We start from the raw sequence: 13,731 nt of genomic DNA, 5'->3' as shown, positions 1-13,731 counted from the left end.
ATGTCAACGAGAAACTCGTTCGGTAATGTCTCCCAAGCCTTGACCTGCTTGGTCTCGCGGCGTATCCACCCCGCTCCAGTATTGCCCAGTATAGCCTATCTTATAGCCCCAGCAATTACTTTTTTTGGAATGGCTTGGGCATCTGCTGCATCACTGTCGTCGGCGAAGTCTATAAAAAAAGCGCCGGCCTACCTCCCGAATATCTCTTCGGCAAGCAAGCCGGTTAGCCTGATACGTCACGAATCTCCAGATAACGCTCTAGCTTGCGCTTGACACGCTGCAAGGCATTATCGATCGACTTCACATGCCGGTCTAAATCTACAGCGATCTCCTGATACGAACGACCATCAAGATAGAGCCTTAGCACTTTGCGCTCCAGATCACTTAGAATTTCGGCAAGCTTGTCCTCCAAGCCAATGAATTCCTCTTGGTTAATAATCAATTCTTCCGGGTCGGATACTCTCGAGCCACAGATGACATCCAATAATGTACGGTCGGAGTCTTCATCATAGATAGGCTTATCCAAGGACACATAAGAATTAAGAGGAATATGTTTCTGTCTGGTCGCTGTCTTAATGGCGGTAATAATCTGTCTCGTTATGCACAACTCTGCAAAAGCCTTGAATGAAGCCAGCTTGTCTCCCTTAAAATCACGGATGGACTTGTACAGGCCGATCATGCCTTCCTGAACAATATCTTCCCGGTCCGCTCCGATCAGAAAGTAAGAACGCGCCTTTGCCCTGACAAAATTCTTGTATTTGTTAATCAAATACTCCAGGGCAATCCCATCGCCTTCCCGGACCGCTTCAACCACATCTTCATCCGTTCTGCAATCATATTCGTGCATATTCAAATCTCTGAGGTCGATGCTCACTCACTATCCCTCCGGCCTGCAAGGCATACACTGCTCTGACCTAGCAACGAATAATCTAGCATAAAGGTGGCTGCTGCCGTCTGATAGATGCTCATCGTTCCACAGCAAACAAACTATCAAACTGCTGGTATTTCATAGAAACTAATATTTATACATAGAGCCAGTATACATTATGTAACCTGACATCGTCAATAAGTCTGAGTCCATAAAATTTCCAATTTTATTCAATTAATACTACTAATTACTTCAGGAATCGCCTCTGCGCATTCTTTCCAAGCGGCTCCATACATCCAAGCTCACAATTCCATCCAATGAATTGCGGTTGCCGTCTTGACCAGATCTCACCTGTGCGCCAATCTCCTTCTGATTTTGCTCGATGTTAATCAGCAGCTCCCGCGCTGAAATCCGCAGCGCCCCCTTGCCAAAGGCCACATGCTGCTCCACCAGATCGGAGGTGGCTACATAGATATGGCGTCCACGCCGAGTCAGCTCAATAACCAGACGCTCAATGCATTCATCGGCCGTCTCCTTCTCCTTGGTATATTGGATAGTCAGTTTATGTTGCTTGTAGGAAGCCCCCAGACCCGGAACCCGGTGCGCATCGAAGATGACATAGACCTTCATTCCTGTAAAGCCTTGATAATCTGCCAACAGATCAAGCAGACGGTCGCGTGCCTCCTCTAGCCCAAGCTCCTTGAGTCTTTCGAGTTCGGGCCAAGCCCCAATGATGTTATATCCGTCCACCAGCAGAATATCTTGAAGACGGCTCATGGCTTACGTTTCCTGCGCCGCTGCGCCTGTCGCAGCCTTGCCCTTGCTGCCATAGCCAAGCCGTTGACGCACCGCTTCATACATGAGCACGCCTGCTGCAACCGAGGCATTCAATGAATTAAGCTTGCCGAGCATCGGCAGTTTCACCAGGAAATCGCATTTCTCACGGATGAGCCTGCCTATTCCCTTGCTCTCATTGCCGATTACGATGGCAAGCGGCATGTTGAAGTCGGATTGATAGACATCGCCCTGTGCGGCCACATCGGCTCCGGCGATCCAGACCCCTCCATCCTTCAGCTTGTCGATCGTCTGTCCCAGATTAGTCACACGGGCAACGAGCATATGCTCCGCCGCGCCGGCCGATGTCTTGGAGACGGTCGCTGTCAGCGAAGCGGATCGACGCTTCGGGATGATCACCCCATGAACACCAGTGCATTCTGCCGTCCGCAGGATAGAGCCCAGGTTATGCGGGTCTTCGATCTCATCCAGCAACAGCAGCAGCGGCTGTTCACCGCGGGAGGCTGCAAGCTCCAGCATTTCCTCCACCTCGGCATAGCGGTAAGCAGCTACCTGGGCGACTACCCCTTGATGCTGCACGCCCGCAGCCAGTTGATCCAGCTTGCGTTTATCGACATGCTGGATGACAACGCCCAGCTTTTTCGCTTCGGTTACAATTGGCAGCACCGCATGCTTTTGCGCCTGCTCTGCAACCAGAATTTTGTTGATCTCACGACCGGAGCGCAACGCCTCCAGCACCGGGTGCTTCCCGGCAATCCATTCTTCCTGTCTTTCCTGATCCGTCATGTCGTTTCCTCCTCTTCGCCTGCCGCGACTGAAGTTCTCTGAATAGCAATCTCTAACAGCTCCTGTATCCGGGCGCTGCGCTTATGGTAATACAAGTAACCGAACAAGCACTCCAGCGCGGTTGCATGGCGATATTCCTGCGGGTCTGCATTTTTGGGCGGGTTGCCCGACTTGGCATTGCGTCCCCGCCTGACGACATCCGCCTCCTCGTCCGTAAGCAGCGGCATCAGCCGATGCAGCAGCGCACATTGCGCCTTCGCCGACACCATCGAGGTCGCTTCCTTATGAAGATGATGCAGACGATGATTGGGCTGCGCGAGCAAATACTGGCGTACCAGCAGCTCAAATACGGCATCCCCGATGTAGGCCAGCACGACCGGACTCATCTGCTGCGGTTCCTTTGCTGGGGGATGGAACCACAGCCCGTTCTGGACGCCGCTCTCCATGGGCTGCTTCTGCTTCTCCGCAGGCGTACCACCTGCCTGTTCCGGCTTCATCATTTGCGCCGCCAGCGGATGCCTTGCGGCGTATCCTCCAACACGATGCCCTGCCCCGCCAGCAGGTCGCGAATCTCGTCTGCACGCGCCCAGTTCTTCTCCTGCCGAGCTGTGTTGCGCTCCGCAATCAGCCGATCAACCTCCTCGTCGAGCAGCCCATGCTCCGCTTGCTTCTGCGGCAGGAGACCCAGCACCTCGTCGAAGCGACGCAGCATAGCCAGCAAGGCCTCCAGCACTACAGCTTCAGCAACCTCTTGCTGCAGATACTGGTTCGCCTCATTCACCAGCTCGAACACCGCTGTAATCGCATCTGGCGTATTGAAGTCATCGCTCATCTTGCTATGGAATCCGGCCTCGATCCCCTCCAGCCGCTTCAACACCTCGGCGGCGAGCTCCGTCGGCTGCTCCGGCTGTCCTATAGAAGGCAGCGCTGCCAGCCGATGCTCCAGATTCGCTTCGCAATTGCTGATCCGCTCAACGCTGCTCTGAGCCTGCTCCATCGTCGATTCGTTGAAATTCAGCGGGCTCCGATAGTGGGTAGCCAGCATGAAGTAACGAATCGCTTGTGGCTTGGCGCGTTCCAGGAGCGCGCGAACGGTAACCCCATTGCCGAGCGACTTGGACATTTTCTTATTGTCGATATGGATATAGCCGTTATGCATCCAGTAGTTGGCAAGCGGCTGCCCTGTGCAGGATTCCGACTGAGCGACCTCGCATTCATGATGCGGAAACTGCAGATCTGCACCGCCGCCATGAATATCCAGCGTGTCCCCCAAATATTCTCGCGCCATAGCGGAGCACTCGATGTGCCAGCCCGGACGTCCAGCTCCCCACGGGCTATCCCAGTTGATCTCGCCCGGCTTGGCTCCCTTCCATAGGACAAAATCCTGGGCATTCTCTTTACGCTCGCCGATCTCGATCCGAATGCCCATCTGCAGCTCCTCCAGATTCTGATGCGACAGCTTGCCATACTCCTCGAAGCTGGAGGTTCTAAAGTACACATCGCCTTCACTCTCATAAGCGGCTCCCTTATCCACCAGCGCTGCAATGAAGCTGATAATTTCCGCAATATGCTCTGTCACACGGGGGTTGCTCGTCGCCTTGCGCACACCGAGCGCTTCAATATCCTCATTGAACGCCGCAATGAATGTCTCCGCCACCTCGGGCACCGTCTGCCCCGTCTGCTCTGCCTTGCGAATCAGCTTGTCGTCCACATCCGTAAAATTCATGACATAGTTGACATCATAGCCTCTATGCTCAAGATAGCGACGCACCGTATCAAAGAAGATTACCGGACGAGCATTGCCGATATGGATATAATCGTAGACAGTCGGCCCGCACACATACATTTTTACCTTGCCCGGCGATTGCGGCACGAATTCCTCCTTCTCGCGGGTCAATGAATTATAGATCAGCACAGTCATAGGTCACTCTCCTCCGCTGCCCACCGGCAGTCTCGCTTCTTTCTTCATGTTATCCATCTGCTCCCGCAGCTCATCCAGCTCCTGCTGCAGCCTGCGGCATGTCTCGATGACCGGGTCAGGAAGCTGGCTATGATCCAGGCGATCACTGACGCGCTTGCCGTTGCTGCGCACGATTTTGCCTGGAATGCCAACGACCGTGCTGCCCGGCGGAACCTCGCGCACGACCACCGAATTGGCTCCGATGCTGGACCCTTCTCCTACCGTGAAGCTTCCCAGCACCTTCGCTCCCGACCCTACCACGACTCCGTTGCCAATGGTGGGGTGCCGCTTGCCCTTCTCCTTGCCTGTTCCTCCGAGCGTTACACCCTGGTAGATGACCACATCATCACCAATCACACAGGTCTCTCCGATGACAACCCCCATCCCGTGGTCAATAAACAGCCGCTCTCCGATGACAGCGCCAGGATGAATCTCGATGCCCGTGAAAAATCGGCTCGCCTGCGAGATGACCCGTGCCAGTGTATACCACCGTTTCCGATAGAGGAAATGAGCGATTCGATGCCACCATATCGCATGCAGGCCAGAGTAGGTGAAGATCACCTCAAATTTGCTACGCGCCGCAGGATCATTCTCGAATACCGCCTGAATATCCGATTTGAAATGCCTGAACATAGCACGCCCCCCTTTCAGAAAACAATCTGTTATCGCTCCGATGCGTGATAACCTGCTCCAGCCGGATGCTTTCCTCGATGCTTCAAATAAACGTCCTGTATAACAAAAAATCTTCGCAGCCATATGGCTGCGAAGACGTATCATCGTGGTTCCACTTCGCTTCAGACAACAAGGCTCAACCGCTGTTGACACCTGTATCCCTCACATGCTCTTAACGCGAGCGTCACGTTGCCGCCTACCCCGCATAGGCAAGCAGCGTTCTGCCCGCATCTATCCGGCTCGGAGCAAAGCTCCCAGGTGCATGTTCCGCCTTCGGGAATGGACAACTTCCAGCGGGCAGCGAAGATGCGCACTCCAAAGAGCGTCAGGGTTCGCGTGCGGTTGTCCTCTCTGGGAATCCCTTCAAAACGTACTTTTCCTGTTCTATGCCTGTTTCGTCATTATTTGAACCTAGTATACCCCTTTGCATCAGGGTTGACAAGCGGCAAGATGCAGCCTGCGAAGCGACCGCTAGCCGAGCCTAGCCTGAAGACGGGTCAGCACCTTGCTGCGTCCAAGCAATCGGATCGTCTCATTCAGATCCGGGCCATGCGTCTGACCTGTCAGCGCAGCGCGAATCGGCATAAACAGTTGCTTGCCCTTGCATCCCGTCTGCTGCTGAACCGCCTTGATCATCGCCTTGATGCTATCCGCCGAGAAATCGCCGTCCGCTGCGCCCTCTACCTGAGCGGCGAACGCCTGCAGCACCGCAGGCACCTGCTCCTCGGCCAGCACCGCGGCAGCCTCCTCCTCGTCTGCCGGCTCCTCGCGGAAGAACAGCTCGGTCAGCTCGACAATATCGGCCGCGCAGCGCAGCTTATCCTGATACAGCTTGACAAGTGCGCTTACCCATTCATATTCCGCAGCATCCGTCTGCGTGCTTGCTTTGCCTGCGCGCTGCAGATGCGGCAGGCATAGATCAACGATGCGCGCCGTGTCCGCTTTCTTAATATATTCATTGTTCATCCAGGCCAGCTTCTGCGTATCAAACACCGCTGGACTCTTGCTCAGACGGGATTCATCGAAGATGTCCGCCAGCTCCTCGCGGGTGAACATCTCCTGCTCGCCCTCGGGCGACCAGCCCAGCAAGGCGATGAAGTTGAACAGCGTCTCCGGCAGATAGCCCAGCTCGTCATACTGCTCGATGAACTGGATAATCGACTCATCGCGCTTGCTCAGCTTCTTGCGCTGTTCATTGACGATCAGCGTCATATGGCCGAATACGGGCGGCTCCCAGCCTAATGCTTCATAGATCATCAATTGGCGCGGCGTGTTGGAGATATGATCCTCTCCCCGTAGCACATGGCTGATCTTCATCTGGTGATCATCGATAACGACAGCAAAATTATAGGTCGGAATGCCATCCTTCTTCACGATGACGAAATCGCCCATCTCCGCCGTATCGAAGCCGATCTCGCCCTTGACCATATCCTGGAACGTATAACGCTTGCCCTCAGGCACGCGGAAACGGATGCTTGGGATGCGCCCCTCCGCCTCGAAGGCTTGGCGCTGCTCTGCGGTCAGACCGCGATGGCGTCCAGAATAGCGCGGCGTCTCGCCTCGTGCCATCTGCTCTTCACGCTCCTGCTCCAGCTCCTCCTCAGTGCAGTAGCAGTAATACGCCTGGCCGTTGCGAAGCAACTGCTCATAGCATTCGCGATACAGCTCCAGCCGCTCGGTCTGACGGTAAGGGCCGTAGGCGCCGCCGACGTCAATACTCTCATCCCAGCTAATGCCCAGCCACTTCAGATAGGTTAGCTGATTCTCCTCGCCGCCCGCCACATTGCGCTTCACATCGGTATCCTCAATGCGAATAATGAGCTTGCCGCCATGCTTGCGCGCAAACAAATAGTTGAACAGCGCCGTGCGCGCATTGCCAATATGCAGATGCCCGGTTGGCGAAGGGGCATAGCGTACTCTTACTTCCTGTGCCATCGCTTCATTCTCTCCCTTATGTAATAACGTATATTATAAGCCGCTGTAGCGGCTGTTGCACACTCAGACGCACATCATAGCACATCCTTCACGAGACAGACAACCGATTGCGCCGCGATCCCCTCTCCCCGGCCGGCAAAGCCGAGCTGCTCCGTCGTGGTGGCCTTTACATTGACCTGCGACAGGTCGGCCTCCAGCGCGCGCGCGATCACCTCAGCCATCTGCGGAATATAGGGCGCCATCTTGGGCTTCTGGGCGATAATCGTCGAGTCGATATTGCCAAGCTTGTAGCCACGCTCCTTCGCAAGCGCCCACACCCGCTCCAGCAGCTTCAGACTATCCGCATCCTTGAAGGCCGGATCGGTATCTGGAAAGTGCTTGCCGATGTCGCCCAGTCCCAGCGCACCCAACACGGCATCGCTAATTGCATGAAGCAGCACGTCAGCGTCGGAATGGCCGAGCAGCCCCTTCTCATACGGCAGCGTCACGCCGCCGATAATACATGGTCTACCCTCTACCAGTTGATGCACATCAAAGCCTTGTCCTACTCGAATCATATTGATGAGTCCCCTTCCCGCTTGCGCAGCGACAGCCACAGCTCTGCCAGGGGCAGATCCTCCGGCGTCGTAATTTTAATATTGGTATATTCCCCTCCCGCGACCGCAACCACCACCCCGGTACGCTCGACAGCAGCCGCGTCATCGGTGCCCAGGAAGCCCTCGGCTAGCGCCCGCTCCAGCGCCTCCTGCAGCACCTCGCGGCGAAAGGCCTGCGGCGTCTGGATCGCCCACAGCCCCTGTCTGTCCGGCGTGCCTGTGATCACGCCCTCCGCATTCACCTGCTTGATCGTATCCTTCACCGGTACGCCAAGCACAGCAGCGCCATGCTGCACCGCCGCCTCGCAGCAGCGCGCGACGGCAACGCCGCTTACCAGCGGACGGACGCCATCGTGTACCATCACCCATGGCGCAGTCAGCGCCTGTAAGCCCCGGTAGACCGAATCCTGACGCTCTGCGCCGCCAGCCACAACTGCTCTTACCTTGCGCAAGCCATGCTGCTGCACAAGACCGCGACAATAATCGGCGTCGTCCTCGCCCACTACCAGCGCGATTTCGCTGACCTGATCCAGCCGCTCGAACGCCTCCAGCGTATGGACCAGAATCGGCTTGCCTGCCAGCGGCAAATATTGCTTGCTTATCGCCGAACCCATCCGCTTGCCCTTGCCTGCGGCGACGATTACAGCCCCCCATACAGCTTGCTTGTCCATTATGCTCCCTGCCTTCATGCCTCGCCAGAGATGGCATCAGCACAAACAGCCGAAGGCGCAGGGTCTCCCCCGCGCCGCCGGCGTAATGCCAATGCCGCCCTTGCTTCATGATATGATCCTTCTTCCCTCTATCATACCACAATCGCAGGGCTATTGCGCCTTCTCCAGCAGCTTTGGCTTGGCAAAGATCATTCGTCCTGCCGAAGTCTGCAGCACACTGGTCACCAGCACCTCCATCGTCGTGCCGATGAACTCCCGTCCGCCCTCTACTACAATCATCGTACCGTCATCAAGATAGGCGACACCCTGCCCATGCTCCTTGCCATCCTTGATCACCTGGACGACAATCTCCTCACCTGGCAGCACCACCGGCTTGACCGCATTAGCCAGATCGTTAATATTAAGCACGGACACCCCTTGCAGCTCACACACCTTGTTCAGATTGAAGTCATTGGTGACCACCTTGCCGCCGAGCGCCTTGGCCAGCTTCACCAGCTTGCTGTCCACCTCGCCGATCTCCTCATAGTCTCCCTCGTATACGAGCACCCGAACATCAAGCTCCTTCTGAATCTTGTTCAGAATATCCAGGCCGCGCCTCCCTCGGTTCCGCTTCAGCAGATCGGAGGAATCAGCAATATGCTGTAGCTCCTCCAGCACAAATTCAGGTATAACCAGCGTCCCCTCAATGAATCCGGTCTTGCATATATCCGCAATTCGGCCATCTATAATTACACTGGTATCCAAAATTTTATGCTCCTCAAAGCCAGACTCATACGGCTCCTCCCGCTTGCTAGCACGGGATTCCATAAAGGCTGTATAGCCTGCAGTCAGCTCGTCCTGCTTGAGCATTCCGATGCGCAGACCAACATAGCCAAGCAGCACCATGAGCGCTGCCGACAGAATACCCCCCGCCTCCTGCCAGCCAGACAGGGCAGGCGACAGCAGCGCCGCCATAACCAGACCACCGAGCAATCCTGCGCCACGGGCAGCAAGCTCCCCCATGGACAGCTCTGCCAGTCTGTCCGCTGTACGCTGCAGCAGGCCGATGAGCGGCTCGGCGGCAATCCCGGCGGCGATCAGACCGCCGAACATTCCGAGCCCGATGCTGGAATAGTACAACGCGCCGCTCTTGGCCATGAACAGAGCCGGTTCTCCCCAAGCCCCTTGACCGCTCAAGCTGCTGTGCAGCCATGCTCCCGCATATCCACCTGTAATGATGCCAAATAGCTGTATAATTCGTTTTAACATTTGCGAACACCTCCATTACAAGTATGACCATTTCAGGGCAAGCTAATCGTTCCCTTCAATTTTTTTCCACATGTTTACGGCAAACAGCTTTGTCATTTCCCTTAGCATTATTCTATAATGGAGTCAGTACAGCAAAAATTGAAAGAGGTGGGAAAATGAGTACGCCTACACTGGAACATCTGCAGCAGCAAGTATCCGAATTACTGCTACGTCATCGCAGCCTGATGGATGTCATGTCCAAGTACGGACAGACTGGGGCCACTGTGAATCGCGCCGTTACCAAAGCGGTGACGGAGTGTGGCTGCATTCAGCTCCAAGCCCGCAAGCAGAATTTCCCGAATGATACCGACCTGCAGGAAGCGAAGAGCAATGTGGAAAATCATCTGTCTGGAGAGTTGTGTGAGGTTTGCAGAGATACCGTGAAGGATGAGCTGGGGCGCAATCTGTTCTACATGTCTGCCTTATGCAACCTGCTGGAGATTAACCTGAATGATGTCGTGGATCATGAGACACAGAAGTGTGCCACACTGGGCTTGTTCAAGCTTAGCTAATAGTCTGCCAGAGCGGGGTTACACGCACATCCCCCCTCCATAACAACAAACGGCTTATCCGCATCATGGCGGATAAGCCGTTTGTTTAATGTTACAAAATGTATACAAATTCTCTCATTGTAGCCGTTATGAGCTTAGCACGGCCTTTATGCGCTCTGGTCAGACGATAGAGGCTCCTCTACCTGTTGACGTTTTTTACGCTTGATGCGAAGAAGACGGAGCTTAACGTTTTTTTTTAACCCGTACAGCGCGTAGAGCAAGAGCGGTACAAAAATAATTTTGGCGAGATGCTCGCTATACAGCAGCCCCAGCACGACTGCTGCGATGATAATAATCGGAATCACCCACAGCGCGCCCTTGGATACACTCACCTTCTTGAAGCTCGGATAGCGAATGTTGCTCACCATCAGATAGGACAGCAACAGCATACTGATCACCAGCACCGACACGGGTATACTCTTGTAGAACAGAGCGAGCGTACAGAGCACGCCGCCAGCGGCCGGAATAGGCAATCCAATAAAATAACCCGGCGTACCGGAGATGACATTAAATCTAGCAAGCCGCAGCGCCCCGCAGATCGGGAACAGCGCCGTAACAATCCAGCCAGCGGCCGGACTCAGGTTCTGAAAAGCAACAACATACATAATAAAAGCAGGAGCTACCCCAAAGGAAATGACATCGGATAAAGAATCCAGCTCCTTGCCGAATTCGCTCGTCACATTCAACGCTCGTGCAACTCTGCCGTCGACGCCATCAAGCAGCATCGCAATCAGCACCATAATAGCGGCGTAGACCGGCTCCTCGTTGAACACCAGAATAATCGCCACAATACCCAAAAACAAATTCCCAACCGTAAAAAGACTCGGTATCGATTTCGTTATCATCAATTTCCACCTCATCTTTACTATGCCCATAGCGATCTTCAATCGTTCTGAACAGATTTTCCCAAACCATTACAATACAGCCATCTTAACATTGTATGGGATTTAGATTTGTCTGTCAATGAACACTTGATCCTGAATACGCTTCAGGCCCTCCTTGATCGCTCTTGCCCGCACCTCTCCGATGCCATCCACCTCATCCAGTTGGTGGATCGTCGCTGCAATGATGTTGGGCAAATGACGGAAGCGCTCCACCAGATTATGCACGATGACCATCGGCAGCCGCGGAATCTTATTGAGCAGACGATAGCCGCGTGGCTGGATGGCTTCCTCGGTAACCGAGATCGTGTACGGGTACCCCAGCAGGCGAATGATCTGGTGAATATCCAGCAGCTCCTCGGAGCTGATTTTTTTCAGAGCGGCGCGAATCTCCTTGATCTTCTCGTCGCTGTTGTCCCGCGAGTAATCCTTGAGCAAGAACCAGGCATCCTCCTCTACGCCCCCAACCAGCTCCTCCATCTGCATGCTGATCAGCCGTCCCTCGGTGCCCAGCTCATTGACATAACGGTTAATTTCCGTCTTGATGCGCAGCACCATCTCCACCCGCTGAATAACGTTGGCGACCTCCTGGAGCGTAACCAATTCCTCGAATTCGGAGGCAGACAGATTGGTAAAGCTCTGATTCAGCACCGCCTTATATTTCTCCAGCGTCTGAATCGCCTGATTCGCCTTGGTCAAGATTACGCCAATCTCCTTGAGCGAATAGCGCATGCTGCCTTGATACAGCGTAATAATATTTCTTCTCTGCGAGATCGATACGACAAGCTTGCCTGTCTGCTTGGCCACTCGCTCGGCTGTCCGGTGTCGGATGCCCGTCTCGCTCGATGGAATGCTGCTGTTCGGGATCAACTGGGTATTGGCGAACAGGATGCGGCGGAAATCCTCACTCAGGATGATCGCTCCATCCATCTTGGCCAGCTCATACAGATAGTTTGGTGAGAAGTCGCAGTTGATAGAGAACCCTCCATCCACAAGCTCCATCACCTCGGGGCTATACCCCACTACGAGCAACGCGCCTGTCTTGGCCCGCAGCACGTTCTCCAGCCCTTCGCGAAAGGCTGTTCCGGGCGCAACCAAAGGCAGCAGTTGATTCATCATTTCCTGGTGATTTAATTCTTTCGTCATGTTTGGCCCCCCTCTCTAGCTGAGCGCCGCTGCGAGCGCTTCGGATACCGTACTTACACCAATAATTTCAATGCCAGATGGCGGCTTCCAGCCCTTCAAGCTCTTCTCTGGCATAATGATACGCTTGAAGCCAAGCTTCTCGGCCTCCTTGACACGCTGCTCGGCGCGGCTGACTGCTCTCACCTCTCCCGTCAACCCCACCTCGCCGAAGATGACATCATATGGCTTGGTTGGGACGTCGCGGAAGCTGGAGGCCAGACTGACCGCAGCCGCAAGATCCACTGCCGGCTCATCAAGCTTGACGCCTCCGGCTACATTAAGATAAGCATCCTGATTCTGAAGGAACATCCCCATCCGCTTCTCCAGCACCGCAATAATGAGCGCCATCCGGTGATGGTCGATGCCCGTGCTCATCCGCCGCGGCGAAGGGAAGTTCGTCGTGGCCACCAGCGCCTGCAGCTCGACCAGCACAGGGCGAGTTCCCTCCATGCTCGCAACGACCGTCGAGCCGGACACCCCCAGCGGACGCTCCGACAGGAACAGCTCCGACGGGTTCGTCACCTCACGCAGCCCGCTCTCTTGCATCTCGAAGATGCCGATTTCATTCGTCGAGCCGAAGCGGTTCTTCACCGCACGCAGCAGCCGATACGAATGATGGCGCTCGCCTTCGAAGTACAGCACGCAGTCCACCATATGCTCCAGCAGCCGTGGGCCTGCGATCGCCCCTTCCTTGGTGACATGTCCGACCAGCACCGTCGCGATGCCCCGCACCTTGGCGATCCGCATGAAATGCGCCGTGCATTCCCGCACCTGCGCCACACTGCCGGGCGCCGACTGGACAGAAGGCTCATATACCGTCTGAATGGAGTCAATCACGAGCAGATCGGGCGATACGGATTCGATCGCCTCGTCGATCAGCTCCAGATTCGTCTCACAGAGTACATAGAGCGATGCAGACAACGCTCCGAGGCGGTCCGCCCGCAATCGTGTCTGCCGCACGGACTCCTCCCCCGATACATACAGCACCGTCAGCCCCCTTGAGGCCAGGGCGTGGGAGGTCTGCAAGAGCAGCGTCGACTTGCCGATACCCGGATCGCCTCCAACCAGAATGAGCGAGCCAGGCACGACGCCGCCGCCCAATACCCGGTTCAGCTCCCCGAGCCGGGTCTCGATTCGAGGCTCCTGGCTGCCTTCTATATTTATGATGGACTGCGGCTTTTCTTTCGTGCCGACAATCGAAGATTTCATGCCCTGCGTGCGAACCTCTGTCTCCTTCTCCTCCACCATCGTATTCCATGCACCGCATCCGGGGCATTTGCCTAACCACTTGGGCGCCTCCGTGCCGCATTCGGTACAGCAAAATTTTATTTTTATTTTAGCCATTAGCGGCTCCTTTTAGCTCAGTAATTTTCATTGCGTGGATGGAGCACCACGAAACGAGCCGCATCCCGCCAGCAGAGCGCCTCACACTCTGACCTGCGAATAGTCCAGCCCTCGCTGCCTATATTGTACACCAACCTATCCAGCTCATTCCAGCAATCAGCAAAATTGAGACTATGGGCGCATAAAAACAACTCTTGACG

General features: G+C 55.1%; 14 protein-coding genes. 1 reads left to right on the top strand and 13 read right to left on the bottom strand.

Annotated features, from left to right (window positions below):
- Positions 1-223: 223 nt before the first annotated feature.
- The 10 genes from sigH to ACY1JZ_RS17660 form a co-directional block, all read right to left on the bottom strand.
- Complete coding sequence (gene sigH, locus ACY1JZ_RS17705) at positions 224-847, bottom strand: RNA polymerase sporulation sigma factor SigH (protein WP_442954939.1); 624 nt, start codon at positions 845-847, stop codon at positions 224-226.
- A 273-nt stretch (positions 848-1,120) separates the two neighbouring features.
- Positions 1,121-1,645: an NYN domain-containing protein gene (locus ACY1JZ_RS17700; RefSeq protein WP_462630342.1), complete on the bottom strand. Its 525-nt coding sequence runs from the start codon at positions 1,643-1,645 to the stop codon at positions 1,121-1,123.
- Positions 1,646-1,648: 3 nt separating this feature from the next.
- Positions 1,649-2,449, bottom strand: coding sequence for a 23S rRNA (guanosine(2251)-2'-O)-methyltransferase RlmB (gene rlmB, locus ACY1JZ_RS17695; RefSeq protein WP_462630341.1), 801 nt, complete (start codon positions 2,447-2,449; stop codon positions 1,649-1,651).
- On the bottom strand, positions 2,446-2,895 hold the full coding sequence (locus ACY1JZ_RS17690) for a Mini-ribonuclease 3 (RefSeq protein WP_462630376.1): 450 nt from the start codon (positions 2,893-2,895) through the stop codon (positions 2,446-2,448). The genes rlmB and ACY1JZ_RS17690 overlap by 4 nt, the downstream gene beginning before the upstream one ends.
- Before the next feature lie 50 nt (positions 2,896-2,945).
- Positions 2,946-4,370 carry a cysteine--tRNA ligase gene (gene cysS, locus ACY1JZ_RS17685; RefSeq protein WP_462630340.1) on the bottom strand — a complete coding sequence of 475 codons (1,425 nt, stop codon included), beginning with the start codon at positions 4,368-4,370 and terminating at the stop codon, positions 2,946-2,948.
- Positions 4,371-4,373: 3 nt separating this feature from the next.
- A complete protein-coding gene (gene cysE, locus ACY1JZ_RS17680) occupies positions 4,374-5,042 on the bottom strand; it encodes a serine O-acetyltransferase (protein WP_270167851.1) in 669 nt (222 codons plus the stop codon).
- 510 nt (positions 5,043-5,552) lie between these two features.
- A complete protein-coding gene (gltX, locus tag ACY1JZ_RS17675; protein WP_462630339.1) occupies positions 5,553-7,016 on the bottom strand; it encodes a glutamate--tRNA ligase in 1,464 nt (487 codons plus the stop codon).
- Between the two features lie 74 nt (positions 7,017-7,090).
- Positions 7,091-7,573 (bottom strand): 2-C-methyl-D-erythritol 2,4-cyclodiphosphate synthase, encoded by a 483-nt coding sequence (gene ispF / locus ACY1JZ_RS17670; RefSeq protein ID WP_270167847.1) that lies wholly within the window; start codon positions 7,571-7,573, stop codon positions 7,091-7,093.
- On the bottom strand, positions 7,570-8,283 hold the full coding sequence (ispD, locus tag ACY1JZ_RS17665) for a 2-C-methyl-D-erythritol 4-phosphate cytidylyltransferase (RefSeq protein WP_462630338.1): 714 nt from the start codon (positions 8,281-8,283) through the stop codon (positions 7,570-7,572). The genes ispF and ispD overlap by 4 nt, the downstream gene beginning before the upstream one ends.
- Before the next feature lie 150 nt (positions 8,284-8,433).
- Positions 8,434-9,531 carry a PIN/TRAM domain-containing protein gene (locus tag ACY1JZ_RS17660; protein WP_270167843.1) on the bottom strand — a complete coding sequence of 366 codons (1,098 nt, stop codon included), beginning with the start codon at positions 9,529-9,531 and terminating at the stop codon, positions 8,434-8,436.
- A gap of 155 nt (positions 9,532-9,686) precedes the next feature.
- On the opposite strand from ACY1JZ_RS17660, the gene ACY1JZ_RS17655 reads away from it, so the two are divergent.
- A complete protein-coding gene (locus ACY1JZ_RS17655; RefSeq protein WP_270167841.1) occupies positions 9,687-10,082 on the top strand; it encodes a nucleoside triphosphate pyrophosphohydrolase family protein in 396 nt (131 codons plus the stop codon).
- A 146-nt stretch (positions 10,083-10,228) separates the two neighbouring features.
- On the opposite strand, the gene pssA is transcribed toward ACY1JZ_RS17655, so the two are convergent.
- The 3 genes from pssA to radA form a co-directional block, all read right to left on the bottom strand.
- Positions 10,229-10,966, bottom strand: a complete 738-nt coding sequence (gene pssA, locus ACY1JZ_RS17650; protein WP_462630336.1) for a CDP-diacylglycerol--serine O-phosphatidyltransferase — start codon at positions 10,964-10,966, stop codon at positions 10,229-10,231.
- A gap of 102 nt (positions 10,967-11,068) precedes the next feature.
- Entirely contained in the window at positions 11,069-12,148 is a 1,080-nt protein-coding gene (disA, locus tag ACY1JZ_RS17645; RefSeq protein WP_270167837.1) for a DNA integrity scanning diadenylate cyclase DisA, read from the bottom strand.
- Between the two features lie 15 nt (positions 12,149-12,163).
- Positions 12,164-13,531, bottom strand: coding sequence for a DNA repair protein RadA (radA, locus tag ACY1JZ_RS17640; protein WP_462630335.1), 1,368 nt, complete (start codon positions 13,529-13,531; stop codon positions 12,164-12,166).
- Positions 13,532-13,731 lie beyond the last annotated feature (200 nt).

This window comes from Paenibacillus sp. J5, assembly GCF_054955055.1.
Note: the sequence above shows the minus strand (reverse complement) of the source record. Positions and strands in the feature narration are given on the sequence as shown.